14 protein-coding genes are annotated in these 17185 nt (G+C 44.0%); all 14 read right to left on the bottom strand.

The window, feature by feature from the left end; all coding sequences use genetic code 11:
- Positions 1-3: 3 nt before the first annotated feature.
- Entirely contained in the window at positions 4-1134 is a 1131-nt protein-coding gene (locus K8U60_RS12260) for a TRAP transporter substrate-binding protein (protein WP_223639563.1), read from the bottom strand.
- A gap of 131 nt (positions 1135-1265) precedes the next feature.
- Complete coding sequence (locus K8U60_RS12255) at positions 1266-2768, bottom strand: class I adenylate-forming enzyme family protein (RefSeq protein ID WP_223639546.1); 1503 nt, start codon at positions 2766-2768, stop codon at positions 1266-1268.
- A 13-nt stretch (positions 2769-2781) separates the two neighbouring features.
- Positions 2782-3366, bottom strand: a complete 585-nt coding sequence (locus K8U60_RS12250) for a TetR/AcrR family transcriptional regulator (RefSeq protein ID WP_223639527.1) — start codon at positions 3364-3366, stop codon at positions 2782-2784.
- A gap of 14 nt (positions 3367-3380) precedes the next feature.
- Positions 3381-4529, bottom strand: a complete 1149-nt coding sequence (locus K8U60_RS12245; protein WP_223639525.1) for an acyl-CoA dehydrogenase family protein — start codon at positions 4527-4529, stop codon at positions 3381-3383.
- 221 nt (positions 4530-4750) lie between these two features.
- Positions 4751-6658, bottom strand: a complete 1908-nt coding sequence (locus K8U60_RS12240) for a sigma-54-dependent Fis family transcriptional regulator (RefSeq protein WP_223639522.1) — start codon at positions 6656-6658, stop codon at positions 4751-4753.
- A 148-nt stretch (positions 6659-6806) separates the two neighbouring features.
- Positions 6807-7574 carry an SDR family NAD(P)-dependent oxidoreductase gene (locus K8U60_RS12235; protein WP_223639519.1) on the bottom strand — a complete coding sequence of 256 codons (768 nt, stop codon included), beginning with the start codon at positions 7572-7574 and terminating at the stop codon, positions 6807-6809.
- A gap of 17 nt (positions 7575-7591) precedes the next feature.
- Positions 7592-8761, bottom strand: a complete 1170-nt coding sequence (locus K8U60_RS12230; RefSeq protein WP_223639516.1) for a dihydrolipoamide acetyltransferase family protein — start codon at positions 8759-8761, stop codon at positions 7592-7594.
- Between the two features lie 83 nt (positions 8762-8844).
- Positions 8845-9825 carry an alpha-ketoacid dehydrogenase subunit beta gene (locus K8U60_RS12225; RefSeq protein ID WP_223639513.1) on the bottom strand — a complete coding sequence of 327 codons (981 nt, stop codon included), beginning with the start codon at positions 9823-9825 and terminating at the stop codon, positions 8845-8847.
- Between the two features lie 14 nt (positions 9826-9839).
- On the bottom strand, positions 9840-10844 hold the full coding sequence (locus tag K8U60_RS12220; protein WP_223639510.1) for a thiamine pyrophosphate-dependent dehydrogenase E1 component subunit alpha: 1005 nt from the start codon (positions 10842-10844) through the stop codon (positions 9840-9842).
- A 28-nt stretch (positions 10845-10872) separates the two neighbouring features.
- The gene (locus K8U60_RS12215) at positions 10873-11511 is read right to left on the bottom strand and encodes an MBL fold metallo-hydrolase (RefSeq protein WP_223639507.1); all 639 of its coding nucleotides are present in this window, start codon (positions 11509-11511) and stop codon (positions 10873-10875) included.
- A 285-nt stretch (positions 11512-11796) separates the two neighbouring features.
- On the bottom strand, positions 11797-13101 hold the full coding sequence (gene rpoN, locus K8U60_RS12210; RefSeq protein WP_223639489.1) for an RNA polymerase factor sigma-54: 1305 nt from the start codon (positions 13099-13101) through the stop codon (positions 11797-11799).
- A 126-nt stretch (positions 13102-13227) separates the two neighbouring features.
- The gene (locus K8U60_RS12205) at positions 13228-14214 is read right to left on the bottom strand and encodes a quinone oxidoreductase family protein (protein WP_223639486.1); all 987 of its coding nucleotides are present in this window, start codon (positions 14212-14214) and stop codon (positions 13228-13230) included.
- Positions 14215-14234: 20 nt separating this feature from the next.
- Positions 14235-15626, bottom strand: a complete 1392-nt coding sequence (locus tag K8U60_RS12200) for a short-chain fatty acid transporter (RefSeq protein WP_223639483.1) — start codon at positions 15624-15626, stop codon at positions 14235-14237.
- 12 nt (positions 15627-15638) lie between these two features.
- Positions 15639-17162 (bottom strand): class I adenylate-forming enzyme family protein, encoded by a 1524-nt coding sequence (locus K8U60_RS12195; protein WP_223639480.1) that lies wholly within the window; start codon positions 17160-17162, stop codon positions 15639-15641.
- Positions 17163-17185: the final 23 nt, after the last annotated feature.

Below are 17185 nucleotides of genomic sequence, written 5' to 3'. Positions count from 1 at the left end.
TAACTACTCTAAGTCTAAAATATCTTGAGGAAGAACTGCTCCGGATTCAACAAGCATATCTCTCCATAGAATAGCCATCTCCTTACCGCCCAACCCCTGTGAATCCAAATCTTCAATCCAATCATTCCACGAGTTGACGACGGCTGATTCCAGCAAATCATGCACTTCCGGAGTAACATCGTCAAAATGAGTTATTTCTCCACCCTTTTCTTTATTGGATGCAATATTCTCTTCTGTTTCGCCCATTGTCAAAGCCGCACCTTCATGCACAATCGACTCAGCATTTTCTCGGAATACCTCTTGAGTTTCAGGGGATAATGAGTCCCATGTTTCTTGAGTCATTGCAGTGTGTCCGACAAAGTGGCCTAAGTTGACTCCGGTGATTGTATGTTTGATTAGTTCATCCAATCCGAATGCAATCCAGTCAGGAGCATTATAGATGATTCCATCCAAGGCATTTCGGCTTAACGCATCATAAGCATCAGAAATCGGCATCGATTGCCCTGTTATCCCTAACTCGTTCGCTAAAATTTCATGAACGCGAGAAGCGGTACGAACACGAAGTGCAGCTGTAAAATCAGCCGCAGATTCAAACTTCTGGTTTGTCGTCGAGAGCACGTAAGGCTCTGTTGCCGGATTCGCAAAAGCTACGAGATCTTTATCTTCGAACTCCAATTGGTAGTATGTCTTTCCATCAGCGATTTCGCGGTCACTCTCCATCATTTTGGCCATGGCTTCAGTGGCGATGCCCGCATCAGAAGTTAAAGTTGGAAGCATTACCACTTCGGTATATGGAAACCTTTGCGGATCATAAGGTGGCATCAAGGTCAGTGCAATATCAATCTGCCCGGAGTTAAGCGCGTCCAATTCCCCACCGAGCGTGACCAGTTCTCCAGAAGTGAAAATATCAAATGTTGCTTGTCCACCGGATTCTTCTTCTACAGCAGTTGTTAATGGTTCAAAGAAACCTCGATGCCAGAAATGCTTGTCGGGTACACCAGAAGAGGCACGAAAGTTCTTCGCCTCTCCACCTGCTTCTGCTTCACCTGATGAAGATGAACCAGTTTCTTCACCACAAGCACTTAAAACGAGAGCACTAGCCAAAACAACAGACATCCACTTCATTTTTTCCATAATGAAATCCCCTTTGTATTTATTATTTTTTCTATTTTCCTTTAATACGATAGCTCCGGTGGCAGCAACATGGCTTTTCTGCTTCTGATAAATCTCATTTACAAGAAAACGCTTACACTTCTCCCTCCTCTTCAACCAATTTTTTCTTTAGCCCGTAATGTATGTTTTAATACTTTACCGGAAGCATTTCTTGGCAGTTCTTCCATAAATTCAACTTCGAAAGGCACCTTATATTTGGCAAGCTGCGTTGCACAATAGCTTTTGATCTCTTCTTCAGTTATAGACTGACCATTCTTCAGTACCGCATAAGCCTTCGGAACTTCGCCATAAACTTCATGCGGCACTCCCACTACAGCAGATTCCATGAGCTGTGGAATCTGGTAAAGAACTTCTTCCACTTCGACCGGGTATACATTTTCTCCGCCTCGGATGATCATATCCTTTTTGCGGTCCACGATATACAACAGCCCATCTTCATCAAATTTACCCAAGTCCCCACTATAGAGCCAGCCGTTTTTGATTGCCTGGTGAGTGGCTTCAGGATTTCTCAGATAACCTTTCATGACCTGAGGCCCTTTCACTACTATTTCTCCGACCTGCCCAACAGGAAGAGGCTCGCCAAATTCATCTACTACCTGAACGTCTGTTTGGGGCAGTTTTTCTCCAACTGACCCAATTTTTTCTAAAGCCAGATGATCTTTCAAGGTGGAGGCGGCTGGAGCATTTTCAGTCTGGCCATATAAATTTTGCACGGCTACATTCGGAAACGTTTCTTTCAATGTCTTCACCAGTTCATAAGGCATGGGGGCTGCCCCATAACCAAATAGCCGAAGGTTCGGCAGTTCAACTTTCTTGATATCAGGTAAGTTCAAAATAATACTGAACATGGCCGGTACTCCAAAGAACATTGTCGGACTTTCCTGCTGCAGCATATCAAGCGTTTTATCAGGAGAGAATGCTTCTTCAATGATGATGCTCCCGCCCTTATAAGTGACTGGAACAACAAATACATGGCTTGCTGCACAATGGAAGAGTGGTGTCGAAACAAGCATCCGGTCATTTTCCGTAATCGACATGGCTTCAGACCAGATTTCACCCGCGGCTTTCACATTGTTGTTGGTCAACATTACCCCTTTTGGTTTTCCGGTCGTTCCTGATGTATACATGACAACTGCCGTATTTTCACCCGCTAATTCAGCAGCAGTAAATAGAAGGGATTCATCCTCAAGTATTTTTCCTAACGAATCCTTTTCGCCGCCAATTACGAGTACATCCTCAAATGAATAACTGGTCTGATCAACTGTCTCTTCAATCCGAACATCATAAATCAAGGCTTTGGCTTCAGAATTCGAAAAAATATATTCAACTTCTGGTGCAGCCAGTTTCGTATTGACCGGCATAACAGTAAACCCTCCGAGCTGGACCCCGTAATAGCACACTAGAAAAACATCTGAATTCAATGAATACAAAGCGATGATGTCTTCTTTTTGATACCCCTTTTTCTGAAAATAAGCAGCTACACGCTGAGCTTTTTCGAAGAATTCTCTATAAGTCCATTCTCGTCCGTTGTAGGAAGTGTAGATTTTATCCGGATACTTTTGGACATTTGCTTCTAAATTTTCAGTAATGAACATTCTCCCCGCCCCTTTATTTCAATAATTTAATGATCGAATCCCCAAATGTTTTTTGCAGCTCTTCTTTTGAAAGCCGTCCCCCAGGCCGATACCATTGCTGGATCCAGTTCATCGACCCAAGAATGATCATTCTGGAAATCAGTGGATCATTTACTTCAAATTCACCGAATTCGACTCCCCTACCAATGATCTGATCAAATAAATGAGAATAGAATTTTCGAAGATCCAATACTGCAGTCAACTGTTCTTCCGTAAATATCTGTTCAGGTTTCAAAATCATATTAAACGTTTCTTTTTCTTCGATTGCGTAATCAATATGTGTAACGATCATTGCTCTTAAAACTGCTTCTGCTGTACCGCTTTTTTTGAGATGTTCTTCCTGTTCCTCAATGGCGGCTCCAAGCACCAGATTGTGGCATTGGAACATCAAGTCGCCTTTATTTTTGAAATAGTAATAAAGCGCTCCTTTAGTCATCAGCAGATCAGCAGCAATTTCTTCCATCGTGGCGCCGGAATACCCTCTGCGGTTCACGATAGCCACGGCGGCCATCAATATTTCCTCTTTTTTCTTTAAGGCCCTTTTTTCCGCAAGCTTCATGCTTTCTTCCACCCCTAGGCCAGAATTTTCTTGGCAATGATGTTTTTCATAATTTCTGTTGTGCCCGCATAAATGCTCGTGACAGGGATGTCGCGATAACGCCGGGCAATTTCGTATTCCTCCATATAGCCATATCCACCATGGAGCTGAAGACATTCAGCAGCAACCCTTTTAGCCATTTCACTGATCCACCACTTTGCCATGGATACTTCTTTGACAATTTCTTCGCCTGCGATATGTTTTTCTGTCAGTGTATTGACGTACGTTCTTCCTATATCGATTTCCGTCGCCATTTCGGCGATTTTGAATTGGGTATTCTGGAAATCAGCGATGCGGCTACCAAATGCTTTACGTTCTTTTACATAATCAATCGTCAAACGCAACATTTCTTCCGCCTCTACTTGAACCTGTAATGCGACAACCAGACGTTCCTGCTGCAATTTATCCATTAAGTAGTAGAATCCTTTTCCCTCTTCACCGAGCAAGTTTTCGGCAGGAACTTTAGCATCTTCAAAAATCAGTTCCGCAGTATCCCCCGAATGCATGCCCATCTTGTGGAGTTTTTTACCTGTTCGGAATCCTTCTGTACCTTTTTCAACGATCAATAGGCTGATGCCTCTGTGAGCAGGTTCCGCTTTCAAATCTGTTTTACACACCACCACAATATAATCCGCATTCTGCCCATTGGTGATGAATGTTTTTTCACCATTCAGGATATAATGATCTCCGTTTCGTTGCGCAGTCGTTTTGACGCCCGCTAAATCGGAGCCTGCACCTGGTTCAGTCATCGCAATAGCTGAAACGAATTCACCAGTTACACTCTTTGGAAGCCATTTCTCCTTTTGCTCTTCTGTCCCATATGAAGATATGTAAGGGCTTACAATATCCGAGTGAAGGCAAATACCGCTAGCAAGCCCAACTCCCACGCGTTCTAATTCCTCTGTCAATATAAATGAATATGAAAAATCTAAAGCTAGACCGCCATAATTTTCCTCCACCCACGGCAATAAGAAGCCATTCTCGCCAAGCTTCGTCCAAAACTCTCGTGGAATCGCCTTTTCTTCCTCCCATTTTTCATAAAAAGGATAAGCTTCTTTATCCAACATTTTTCTCAAGGATTTTCTGAACAGTTGATGATCTTCAGTTAAAAAAGATGCTTCCATATGTTTCCTCCTTTAAGCATTTATAATTATCTGAAAATTTGTATTTATTTCATATTACCTGCCTTTTTTTGAATATGCAATAGATTTATTACTAATACTTTAATTTTTAACGCATCGTTTAAATACTATGTGATATTACCTGCTTTCTTGGCTTCCACCAACTTGTTCCATCAGGCAGAAAAATACCTCAAACAAATATCGTTTGAGGTTTTGGGAAAAAACTATTTTTTAAAACTTTCCTTTACCGAGATATTCTGTTCACCCGCCCACCGATAGACGGTGCTGACAGACACGCCTAAAGTTTTCGCAGCCTGTTCTATTTTTTCTGAATTCCGCAAGACTGCTTTCAGCATTTGTGCTTTTGTTTCTTTTTCCATTTTTTTATATAATTCCGGATTTTCTTGTGGCGGGGTTTCTTTTGCTAAATAAGCTGGAAGATATTCCGACGTTAAAATGTCCTCGTCACAGAACACCTCCATTTGCTCTAATACATTTTTTAGCTCTCTGAGATTCCCCGGCCACTCATAAGCCATAAAGGCATTTACTGCTTCAGGTGCCAGTTTTTTTGTTCTTGAAAAATAATCGACCAGAAGTGGCAAGTCACTTTTCCTTTTCCGGAGAGGCGGAATCTCCAAGGTCAGGATATTCAAACGATAAAATAAATCAAGCCTGAATTTCTTTTCTTTTACCAGAGACAATAAGTCTTGATTGGTGGCTGCGATGATTCTGACATCCACCGATTTTGAGCGGTTTGACCCGAGAGGTGTAATCTCTCTTTCTTCCAAAACACGCAATAGGTTCGCTTGGAGGTCCAAGGGCATATCGCCGATTTCATCAAGGAGCAATGTTCCTCCATGAGCCGCTTCGAACTTCCCTTTCTTGCCGCCGCGTGCCGCATTCGTAAAAGCACCATCTACATAGCCAAATAATTCACTGGCAATCAGCTCCTGCGGAATTGAAGCACAGTTGATGGCCAGAAAAGGACCACGCTGCCTTGAACTGTCATTATGGATAGCCTGGGCAAACAGTTCTTTCCCTGTTCCGCTTTCACCGATCAATAAAACATTTTTATCTGTTTTGGCTGCTTTTCTTGCATAGTCCACCGTTTTCCGAAAACTCTCTTCTTCTCCCACAAGAGAAGAGAACTGGTGTATTGCAGTACTGTTCATCAATTCTTTCGATACTTTCCGTTTGAGGATCAGAATATTTCCGATATGCTCCTTTTCGATTCCTATTTTTCGGGAAGTCAGAAAAAATTGGGTTCCGCCTCCACTTTCCACACTAGATTCGCCTTTCAATATCACTTCATGTTCATTGATCGTTTCAGTTAAGTCCGTTGAAAAAGACTTCAGCTTTTCAATCTCGTTTATCTTGAGCTTTTCAAAATTACTTCCTGGAAGATGAAGAAGATGTGCAGCAATTTTGTTCATACGAAGAATTTCACCATGAAGGTTAACGATGACTATTCCATCCGAAACTGATTCCAAGGCAGCATTAAAGTAATGGTTGCTCATATACTTTTCCTGCTCCAGCTCTTTTTGTTCAATCAATTTCATGATTGCTTCGGCAGCCGCCTTCACCAAAGCCAAGGAATGCGGATGAGCGGTATTCAAATAGCCGACCACTGTTATAATACCGATAATTTCAGATGAAAGCGGATCACGGATAGGGGCACTTGAACAATGGGAAGTATGCCATGCTACACAATAATGCTCTGCTCCCACCATTTGGATCGGACCACCGATTGCAATTGCTGTTCCGATGGCATTGCTTCCAGAATGCCTTTCACTCATTTTGGCGCCAACTTTGAAATTAGCACTTGCCGCATTCATAGCAATTTCACTGTCTCCAAACAATTCCAAAATGACACCCTCTTTATCTGAAAATGCAATGATGCTATCGCTTCCACGGACCACAGCGAAAAGATCATCCAATAAAGGACGGATTAGGTTCAAGAGTTCTATGTTTTTCCGGATTTTACTTTCTATTGCTTTTTCAGTGCAGATTACTGGCGCTGCCAAAAGATCGGGATTTACCCCATACTCTTTGGAACGGCTCCAAGACTCCGCTATGACTTCCCGGACTTCACCTTCCGGCGTATTCCATTTAACATGATTTGTCCAAGCCATTTTCAGCTTCCTATTTTTTTCGGGGCGCCTGACAGTTGCGTCGGTGGGTTTATATACATGTATGTCAGCCAAATCCAACCACTCCCGTTTTTAGTATGTATAGAAAAAGGGCGGACTTCCGCCCTTTTCCGATATGAAGCCACCTGCTTTAAACTGTGCTCCATCCGCCATCTACCGGCAGAATGACTCCAGTTATATAACTGGCTTCATCAGATGCCAAAAACAACGCAGCTCCGGCAATTTCTTCCGGTTCTCCCACTCTTCCAAGCGGACCTGTTTCGTAGTTTTTAGCGATTTCCGGAATATCCAGCACTTCGCTGATCATCGGTGTATTGATTGCACCCGGGCAAATGCAATTGACACGGATATTGTGCTTCCCGTAGTCGGCTGCCATCACGCGTGTCAATGCTACAACCCCGCCTTTTGACGCCGTATAGGCGTCTGCTCCAGTGACACCGATTATGCCATTTAAAGAAGAGTTATTGATGACACTCCCTTTCCCTTGCTCGATCATTACAGGAATGACATACTTCGACATCAAAAAAGTGCCATTCAGATTAATACTCATAATGCTGTTCCAGTCATCCAACGGTGTCTCTAGAATAGAGGCCATGGTGTACTTGGAACGGGAAGAAAAACCGATGCCGGCATTATTGAATAAAATATCGATGCTGCCGTATTTGTCTTGAACGACGCTAACCAGTTCTTGGACATTCTCTTCATTTGAAATGTCCGTTTTGAAAAACATTGCTTCATTTCCGGCATCAGTGATTTCTTTTTCCACTTGCTTTCCCGCTTCTTCATTCCATTCGGCAATGACGACTTTTGCTCCCTGTTCAGCGAATAGCAAAGCAGATGCTTTTCCCTGACCGCTTCCTGCTCCAGTAATGATCGCTGTTTTCCCTGCTAACCTCATAATCATCCCCCTATTCTTCAGCTCAATTCTTCCACAGTTACGTTTTCAAATGCTCTCTTTACTTCATTTGTAAAATGGGCACCTGTCACGCCATCGATAAAGCGGTGGTCGTAGCAGATCGACAAAACCATAATCGGGGCAACAGAAATTTCGTCATCCTCCCCTACAATCGGCGTCTTTCGGATTGCGCCGGCAAAGATAATGGTTGATTGTGGGCTATTGACAATCGGGGTTCCCGATTCTATGCCAAGGCTTCCAAGATTGGAAATGGTGATCGTGCCATTTTCATAATCTTCCATTGCCAATTCTTTGTTTTCCGCTTTTTCGGCCAGCTGTTTGATTTCTGCAGAAATCTCCTGAATCGACTTGCTCTCTGCATTTTTCACAACCGGCACCACCAGTCCATGAGAGCTGTTGACGGCTACAGAGATATTCACTTCTTCGTAGACAGTGATTTTATTGTCGTCTTCCAACTTGCTGTTGACGAGCGGATAATTACCCACTGCATTGCTGACCGTTTTTACAATGATGTCATTCAACGAAATATCGCTGAGTTCTTTTTTCACCGTTAATGCATTTGTCATATTCACGGAGACCATTTGAGTGAACTGCGGGATGCTTTGCCAGCTGTTCAGGACATTTTGTGCCATTGCTTTCTTAACACCATTGAGTGAAATCGTCTCTTTCACTTTAATAGTTGAGCTTGAAGCTGGAGCTGATGCATTTCGGATATCTTCTTCAGTGACGATTCCATCTTTTCCAGTTCCGTTTACGGTATCCAAAGAAACCCCAAGTTCTTTTGCGAGTTTCCGCGCTCTTGGTGAAACTCCGCCTTTTCTTGCAGCTGGCTTCGATGGATCCTGAGCAACCGCTTCTTTCACAACTTCTTCTGTTTTTTCAGCAGGTGCTGCTTTGGCGTCATGTGTGTATATCGACAAATCCGCTTCTTCATCCGCCGCACCTAAAATGGCGATGACTGTATTCACCGGAACTTCTACATCCGCAGGAACGATGATTTTTTTCAATACCCCCGATTCCTGGGCTTCTATTTCCAATGTCGATTTTTCGGTTTCCAATTCAAATAAATAATCGCCTTTTTTGACTTCCTCACCTTCTTCAACCAACCATTCGGTAACTGTACCGTTTTGCATCGTCACCCCTAAACGGGGCATTTTCACTTCATACATCTTATGCACTCCCTTCTAAAAGTAATCGTGGAAAATCCAAAAAGGGGCTGGCTTGGAATCATACCTTGTCCAGCCCCTGGCTTCTAATATTCCATCAATTCATTGACCGCTTTGGTGATTTGGTCTTTACTCGGTGTATAAAATTGTTCCAGGTAAATACTCTGCGCAATGGGAACATCCGGGCTGCCGATTCTTCTGATAGGTGCACTGAGATCAAACAAAGCACCTTCTTGGATTTGAGCCGCAATTTCGGCGCCAGAGCCTCCCGTTTTCGGTTCTTCATGGACAATTAAGGCACGCCCTGTTTTTCTGACTGATTCCAAGATCGTTTCCATGTCCAAAGGAGCCAAAGTACGCGGATCAATGACCTCCACTTCCACACCCTGAACCGCCAGCTCATCAGCAGCTGCCAAAGCCGTATGGACCTGCAGAGCCGTGGCGATAATGGTGACATCTGTGCCAGAACGTTTAATGTCCGCTTTGCCGAATGGAATCAAGTATTCCTCTTCCGGAACTTCACCTTTCATATCATAAAGAACTTTATGTTCAAAGAATAATACAGCATTATTATCGCGGATTGCGGTTTTCAACAGCCCTTTAGCATCGTAAGGAGTGGAAGGAATAACGATTTGAAGCCCTGGACCGTGCATGAATAAGGCTTGAGGACTTTGTGAATGCTCTGGCCCTGCTCCGCCCGCAATACCAATAGGCAAGCGCAAAGTTACTGGCATTTCCATCTGCCCGCCATGCATGAACCGCCATTTCCCCATTTTGTTGAAAACTTCATCAAAAGCGATTCCTACAAAATCACCAAACTGCAATTCAGGAATCGGACGGGCATTTCCGGTGATCGCCATTCCCACTGCTGCCGCTACGATTGTCGGTTCAGCAATCGGTGTATCAAATACACGGGTACTTCCGAACTTTTCATACAAGCCTTTTGTTACGGCATTGATGCCGCCAAATTTACCGACGTCTTCCCCAAACAGAACTGTCGTTTCATCCCGCTCCATTTCCTCATTTAAAGCTTCCAGTAAAGCTGCACGCATTGTAATCTTTCTCATCCGTTTCTCCCCCTTTACGCGAATAGTCCTTCGTAGATTCTTTCAGGATTCGGCAGTGGTGCCGCTTCTGCTTTTTGAATAGCTTCCGCTATTTCCACATCAATCTCTTTATTGATTTTTTCAAGGTCTTCTTCTGTCACTACTTTATCGAGCATCAGTTTAGCTGCAAAGTTGGTGATTGGATCTTTCGTGTCTTTCCAGTTCTGCAGAATTTCCACATCCACATAATCGTATGGATCGCCTTCAAAATGTCCGCGATGGCGGAACGTCTGAGCTTCGATGAAAGTTGGGCCTTCTCCGCGTTTTGCCCGCTCTACCGCTTCCTTTACAACTTCGTGCATCAGCAGCACATCATTGCCGTCTACGACACAGTTTGGAATTCCATAACCGTCGGCCCAATCCGCAATATTTTCTTTGACAGAATGCGTTTCAGATACATGGCAGGAAATGGCGTATTCGTTATTTTCACAAATATAGATGATCGGCAACTTATAAAGTCCGGCCCAGTTCAAAGAACCGTGAAGCATTTCACGCGACGCTGCTCCGTCTCCAAAATACACCACTGTCACCTGATCGCTGCCAGTCAACTTCGAAGTATAGGCGGTTCCGACGCTTAATCCCAATTGGGAACCGATTGTTCCTGCCTGTCCGAGTACACCTCGCGATGGATCCGCACTGTGGACGATTCCCGCACCCAAGCCTCTCGTAGTGCCTTCAATCGTCCCGAGGAAATCCCCGTAAATTTTCGACAGCGGTACACCCTTCGCGATCTTCTGGTTACACCCTCTATGGTTGTAGTAGATATAATCCTCATCCCGCAGGTTTTGCCGGATAGAGCCCGCTGACAACCCTTCAGAACCGATGCCGGAATGATAAAATCCGGAAACTTTCCCTTCAGCCATCAACTTGATCAAATTCTCATCAAACTTTCTGATTTTCGCCATTGTCTTGTAAAAATCCACCAGCACTTCTTTCGTGTAGCTTTTTGTTTCGACTTCCTTCACATATGTCTCAGCCATTCTTTTTCACTCCTCTTTTTTTGATGGTTCAAAAAAACGCTTTGATATTCGGAAAGAGATTATCCTTCTTTTCTGCTCCGATCTTTGTTGGTTCCCCATGCCCCGGGTAAACTTCTACATGGTCATTTAATGAATAGAGTTTTTCTTTAATGGAAGCTTTCAAAAGTTCCCGATTTCCTGATGGGAGATTCGTCGGCCCCACTAACCCGGCCAGCAAGGTGTCTCCGGAAAACAAATAGCGGTCATTCAGCAAATAGCAGACACTTCCCGGAGAATGCCCAGGTGTATGGATCACCTTTACCGAAAACTTTCCGCATTGAACCAACTCACCTCCATTCAGCAAAATATCCGGCCATTCACAAACTACTGGCTTTCCGCTTTCCGATGATAGGTTCAACACTGGATCACTCAGATATTCCGCTTCGGCATAATGAATGGCGACTGATGCGTCAGTTCTCTCTTTGAGAGCGGTCACGCCTCCAATATGATCGTAATGGCCATGCGTCAATAGGATGTAATCGACTTTCCTGTCCCCGATATACGTCAATAGTTCCGTGGATTCTTCTCCCGGATCAATCACCACACAAAATGACTCTTCATCCGATACCACATAACTATTGCTCTGGAGCTTCCCTGAGACAAACGGGACGATGCTAAGTGGCTTCATCTCAAGCCTCCTTTCCCGCAAGCTTGACTCCTTCCAAAGAAAGCGTTTTCATAAATTTGTTGATCGCCTCTTTTACAGTCTTGTTCGCTTGCATGTGTTGCCTTCCGCTTTTCAAGAGATTTTTCTCTACCTCCTTTTGTGTCTTTTAAGGCAATGGCGCCTTCATTATTTGTATATGCAAATTCCGTGCCAACTCAAAAATGAGAGACATAAGGAACTGGCCTTGCTTTGCGGCTGCATTTTTCTCATTTCCGAGAATTTCCTATCAGGAATTCCTATTTCTGCTCAGTAGCGCCGCCTGTTCATGGAATTCGCAAATTTCAATTGTTCCCGATACTTAGCTATGGTCCTTCTTGAGATCGGTACACCTTGCTGTTTCAATAAAACCTTTAATTGTTCGTCTGAATAAGGTGCAGATGGATTTTCATTTTCGATCAAAGATGCCAGTTTAGCTTTTATGCTCAACACAGACTCTAAATGGCCAGTAGTCGAATTGGGTAGACTGTGAGTGAAAAAATACTTGAAAGTATATAAGCCATAGGGTGTCTGAATATATTTATTGCTGGTGATCCGGCTGATTGTCGATTCATGAAGCTGCAATTTTTGGGCCAGATCTTTCAAACGCATAGGCTTTATAAATGATTCACCTTTTTGAAAAAATGCCTCTTGATGGTCCATGATCATTGCCGTCACATGGTATAAGGTTTCTTTTCGGCTCTTTAGGCTATTCCTTAAGAATTGGGCATCCTTTAATCGCTGTTGTACATAGCTTTCAACGTCATCTTGTTGTGATGCCAGAAGGTTTTTAATATATTTTTCATTCAATTTAATGGTGGGCAATAAATGATCGGTTACATGGATGATCCATCTTCGATCAATCTTTTCGATCACAACATCGGGCATTACATAGGAAACCGGAGATTGGGAATAGTCCTCTGCTGGATACAGCTTTAGGTTCTTGATGAAATCTGTAATTTCCTGAAGGATTTGTCTGTTGACCTTATACTTAGCCGAAAGAAAATGAAAAGAGCCCGACGCCATTTTCACCAAGTCATTTTCAATCAAAGTTTTTGCAATTTCTTTGTAGTGAAAATTCAGGCTGGAGTCAATTTGAAGCAATAGAAAATCCTTCGAGTTTGCTGTACCTATCCCCATTGGTTCCAGTTGCTGAAGCAAGCCAATCAACCCTTTCGCTTCAGCCTTGGAAATCCCGAGCATCCTCTCAGCTTCAGGGACTCCACCACTTAAAAATCCATGACTATCTAAGTTGGAAATTAAAAACTTCATCATCTTTTCCTGTCTTTTTTCGAGATTCAAAAGAACTAGTTGTTCCAGCAGTTCACTTTCCAGTTTATTTTCTGCTGCTTCAATAAATTGAATAGGATCGAGTGAACTTTTAGCCGTTGAAAAACATCTCTCCCCTTTCACATGATCAGAATGCTGAAGAAGTGGGTTTGCAGAAATCTGCTCATTTAAGAATTCCGCCAATTCCAGTGTCGAATACTGCAGAAGCTTTATCGCCTGAGATAAAGCAGGTGTCATGTGGATTTTTTTCACTTGCTTTTGCTGCAACTGAATACCGCCATACATAGACATCACCTCTGGTTTATTGGGTGTAACGGGGATTGATCTGAAGGGGAAAGGAGAGCAGGTTGGATATTTAACTGCTAAACGATTGCCCCCCTTTTGGAGGGCAACGGCTCAACAGCAAATCCATTAAGGGATCAGTAGAACTTTGCCGATACTCGCCCGGCTTTCAATATGGGCATGCGCTTCCGAGGCATCCGCCATTGCAAAGCTCTTGGAGATGACAATTTTCAATTGTTTTTGCAGCAGGTATTCGGTTATCCTTTCAGCACCTTCTCTCAAGAATTCCGGGCGGTGCTTTCGGTATGTGCCCGTACTGTACCCAATGACTGAGCGACAGTTTGAATGAAGCTGATCTGTTTTTGCGATTCCTGGAACTGATCCATCATTGGCATGCCCGAAAGAGACGATTCGCCCAAATGTAGCCAAGCATTTCAAGCTCCTTTCGAAATTCTCGCCTGCTATTGTATCAAGAATGACATCTGCCCCTTTTCCTCCAGTCAATTCATTGACTTTCTCCACAAAATCCGTTGACCGATAATTGATGACTTCGTCTGCACCAAAAGATTTGGCATGCGCTACTTTTTCATCACTGCCGACAGTCCCGATAATTTTGGAAGCTCCGAAAAACTTGGCCAGCTGAATAGCGGTTGAACCGATTCCCCCTGCCGCCGCATGGATTAAGAGGGTTTCCCCTTTTTCCAGCCTCGCCATTTTTTGGATGACGTTATAGGCAGTGATGCCAACGGTCAAAGAAGCTGCGGCCGTTTCGCTGCTTATTTCATCAGGTACCGGATAAGTTAAATTCTCTGGCGCCACGACATATTCAGCGTAGGAACCGCCTGTCGGAAATGCCATAACACGCTGTCCGGGCTGAAACCGGCTCACTTGATCTCCAATTTCTACAACAACTCCCGCACAATCCAGACCTGGTGTAAAAGCTGCATCTGCTGCGACTCCATGGTACTGTCCTTGGCGAGCCTTAATATCTGCAAAATTAACACTGATTGCTTCAACACGGATCAGGACCTGATGTGCATCAGGCTTTGGTTTATCGATTTCCTGAAGCTTCATCACTCCAGGAGGACCGGTCTCTTCGACGATAATCGCTTTCATGGTACCCTCTCCTTTTCTTTCTAGAAAATCAGCATACAGGCGCCTATCACTAAGCCTCCGTAAATCAAAGCAATCATGGTGTATCCCATGATATCGCGAATCTTAAGACCAGCAATCGCAAGCAATGGAATCGCCCAGAATGGCTGGATCATATTGGTCCAGCTGTCACCCCAAGCAACAGCCATCACCACTTTTGCTGGTTCGACACCCATTTCGAGCGCAGCTGGAATCACCAGTGGTGCCTGAACCGCCCACTGTCCACCACCCGAGGGGATAAAGACATTCAGAATTCCAGCCGATAGGAAAGTCCAAAGCGGCAAGGTCGTATCCGTTGAAATATTAATGAAGAAATTGGATATCAGTACTGCTAAACCGGAAGCACTCAGCATTCCCATAATGCCTGCATAGAATGGATATTGCAGAACAAATTGGCCTACGCTGCTGACGGATTTCAAAAGTCCTTGAGCAAGTTCCCGAACATTCGAAAACAATAGCAAGGCCGCTGTCAGGAAAATCAAGTTGACTGTATTCAAATCCAACGAAAATCCATTGGCAATAAAGTGATTGACCAAATAACTTAAGCCGAGGAATCCACCTATAAGTGGAATCAGACGTGTCTTTTCAATCTTGTCATTCGGATAATTGGTTTCTTCACGAGAGTCTTCTTCGACTACCGGATCCTCTAAACGTGACTGTTCCACAATATAACGGTCTTTGGGGTTTTTCGGATGGACCAAACGCATGACAAAAGGCAGCGTGAAGAACAATATGGCTACAATGGCAATATTGACAGCTGACAGCAAAGTTTCTGAAATAGGGATTAATCCGATTTCCCCTTCAAAGACATGTCCCGCTGTCGCAACGAAAAGCGCTGGAGAAGATGATAAACCACCTTCCCAAATCAGGAAGCCCGAATAGCCTGCTGCTACGAGTACACGATAATCGACGTCATGGACTTTCTTCGCAACCAGTTTCGCGATGATCCCTGCCACTACTAAACCAAAGGCCCAACTGATCAGGGAAGCACCCAGAGCTGTGAATGTCACCATCAAAATGGCCGAGTTCGGCGATTTGGGAATCGCCGCGATTTTTTCAAGGGTGTTAGAAACTGTCTTCGTCAATGCTAAGGCATAACTTAAAACAAAAGTGGTTATGATCTGCGCCGTGAATGTTAACAGACCCCACATTCCATCGCCCCAATAGGTCATCATGTCAAAAGGGCTTGAGTCTGTGAAAATAACTCCTGCAATAAAAGCGATGGTCGTCAGTATAATGGCAAATACGAATGCATCAGGCAACCATCGTTCTGCAATGCGGGCAAACAGCCCCGCTACTTTTGCGAGGGGATTATTTTTATTTGCGTTCAACACTCTTTCCCTTTCCAGCTCTTCTGCACTTTTCACTTTAGTCATTCCTGCTCCCCCTTAAACCCATTTTTTCATTTGCTGTTTCTGTATCTTTCCGACTGAAGTACGCGGAAACTCTTCTGTAAAGTGAATTTCCTGTGGCACCTTGAATTTAGCTAGACGTGCGCGACACCATTCCAAAAGCTCTTCTGAAGTCAACTTCCGGTTCTCCTTTAAAATGACAAAAGCATGTATAGATTCTTCATATACCGGATCTGGTACAGAGATGACCGCACTTTCGAAAACGGCATCATGTTCATTGATTACCGCTTCAACTTCTCCAGCTGCTATATTTTCCCCTGATCGTTTCATCATGTCTTTCTTTCGGTCGACAAAATAGAACAGTCCGGTCTTCGGATCCACTTTTGCCATATCTCCGGTATACAACCAGTTGTCTTGAATTGTTTCCGCAGTTGCTGCCGGATTTTTAAAATACTCTTTCATGATTGTCACACCCGGTTCACCGTAAACCGTAATTTCGCCTTCTTCGCCAGTATTGACTTCATACCCTTCTCCATCTCTTAATACCACAGAATATCCGCAAGCTTCTCCACCGATGCTGATATGGTCCTGCAAGTCTTCCACCGGATTCATCAAAGGGATGGCAATGGTTTCGGTCATTCCATATAATTGGCGGAGTTCAACTCGATACCTAGTGCGAAATTCATCATATTGCTGGTCTGTCAACGCTTGTGCATAGATGACGAGTCTTAATGAATTCTCCGCATCTTCAGGATCATAGTCTTTTTTTAGAATCATTTTAATGGGAGCTGAAAAAAGTGAACCCACTGTGGCTTTCAGCCGTTTAGACTGTTTGACATAATTGGTTGCACTGAAGCTTTCAGTAATGGCGATGCTCGCTCCAGCATAAAGCGCAGGCATTGCCATATAGTATTGGCCATTGCCATGGAACATCGGCAACACGATCAGAACGCGATCCTCTGAGCTATAACCAAGCGTTTCCGCCATCTGCTTTCCGGTATGCAAGTAATTCTGCTGCGTCAGCACTACGCCTTTCGGTTTTGAAGTTGTTCCTGATGTATACAAAATCGCGGCTTCGTCCTGGGGCGAAAGTTTCGGCAACTTCACGACTGGTTCCGCTTTTTCAATTTCAGCCTCTAGCCATATTCCTTTGTGGTCTTCTCCGAGACGAGAGAACAGCAAAGGCAGCCCAAAGCTCGAGAATTTCTGCTCGTACTCTTTTTCAGTGATGATCAGCTTGCTTTCCGAATGGTTCACCAGGTATTTCATTTCTTCTTCAGGGGATAGGATATTTGTCGGCACCATGACAGCACCGATGGACAGAATGGCAAACCACGATTTCATAAAAGCACTGCCGTTCGGCAGATGCAGCAGAATCTTATCCCCTTTCCTGATTCCGTTTTCGCTTAATACCTGTGCCAGCTTTCGGACCTGTTCCTGGAATTCAAGATAGCTCAACCTTTCCACAGAACCGTTTTTATCTTCGATCACTAGAAACTCCTTATCAGGAGCTTCTTTGCACCTTGCTGCCAGCAGCTCCGAAACAGTTGCGTATTCCATTTGTCTCCTCCTTACTTCCGTCA

Source organism: Planococcus circulans (assembly GCF_020023385.1).
Classification (GTDB): domain Bacteria; phylum Bacillota; class Bacilli; order Bacillales_A; family Planococcaceae; genus Planococcus.
Note: the sequence above shows the minus strand (reverse complement) of the source record. Positions and strands in the feature narration are given on the sequence as shown.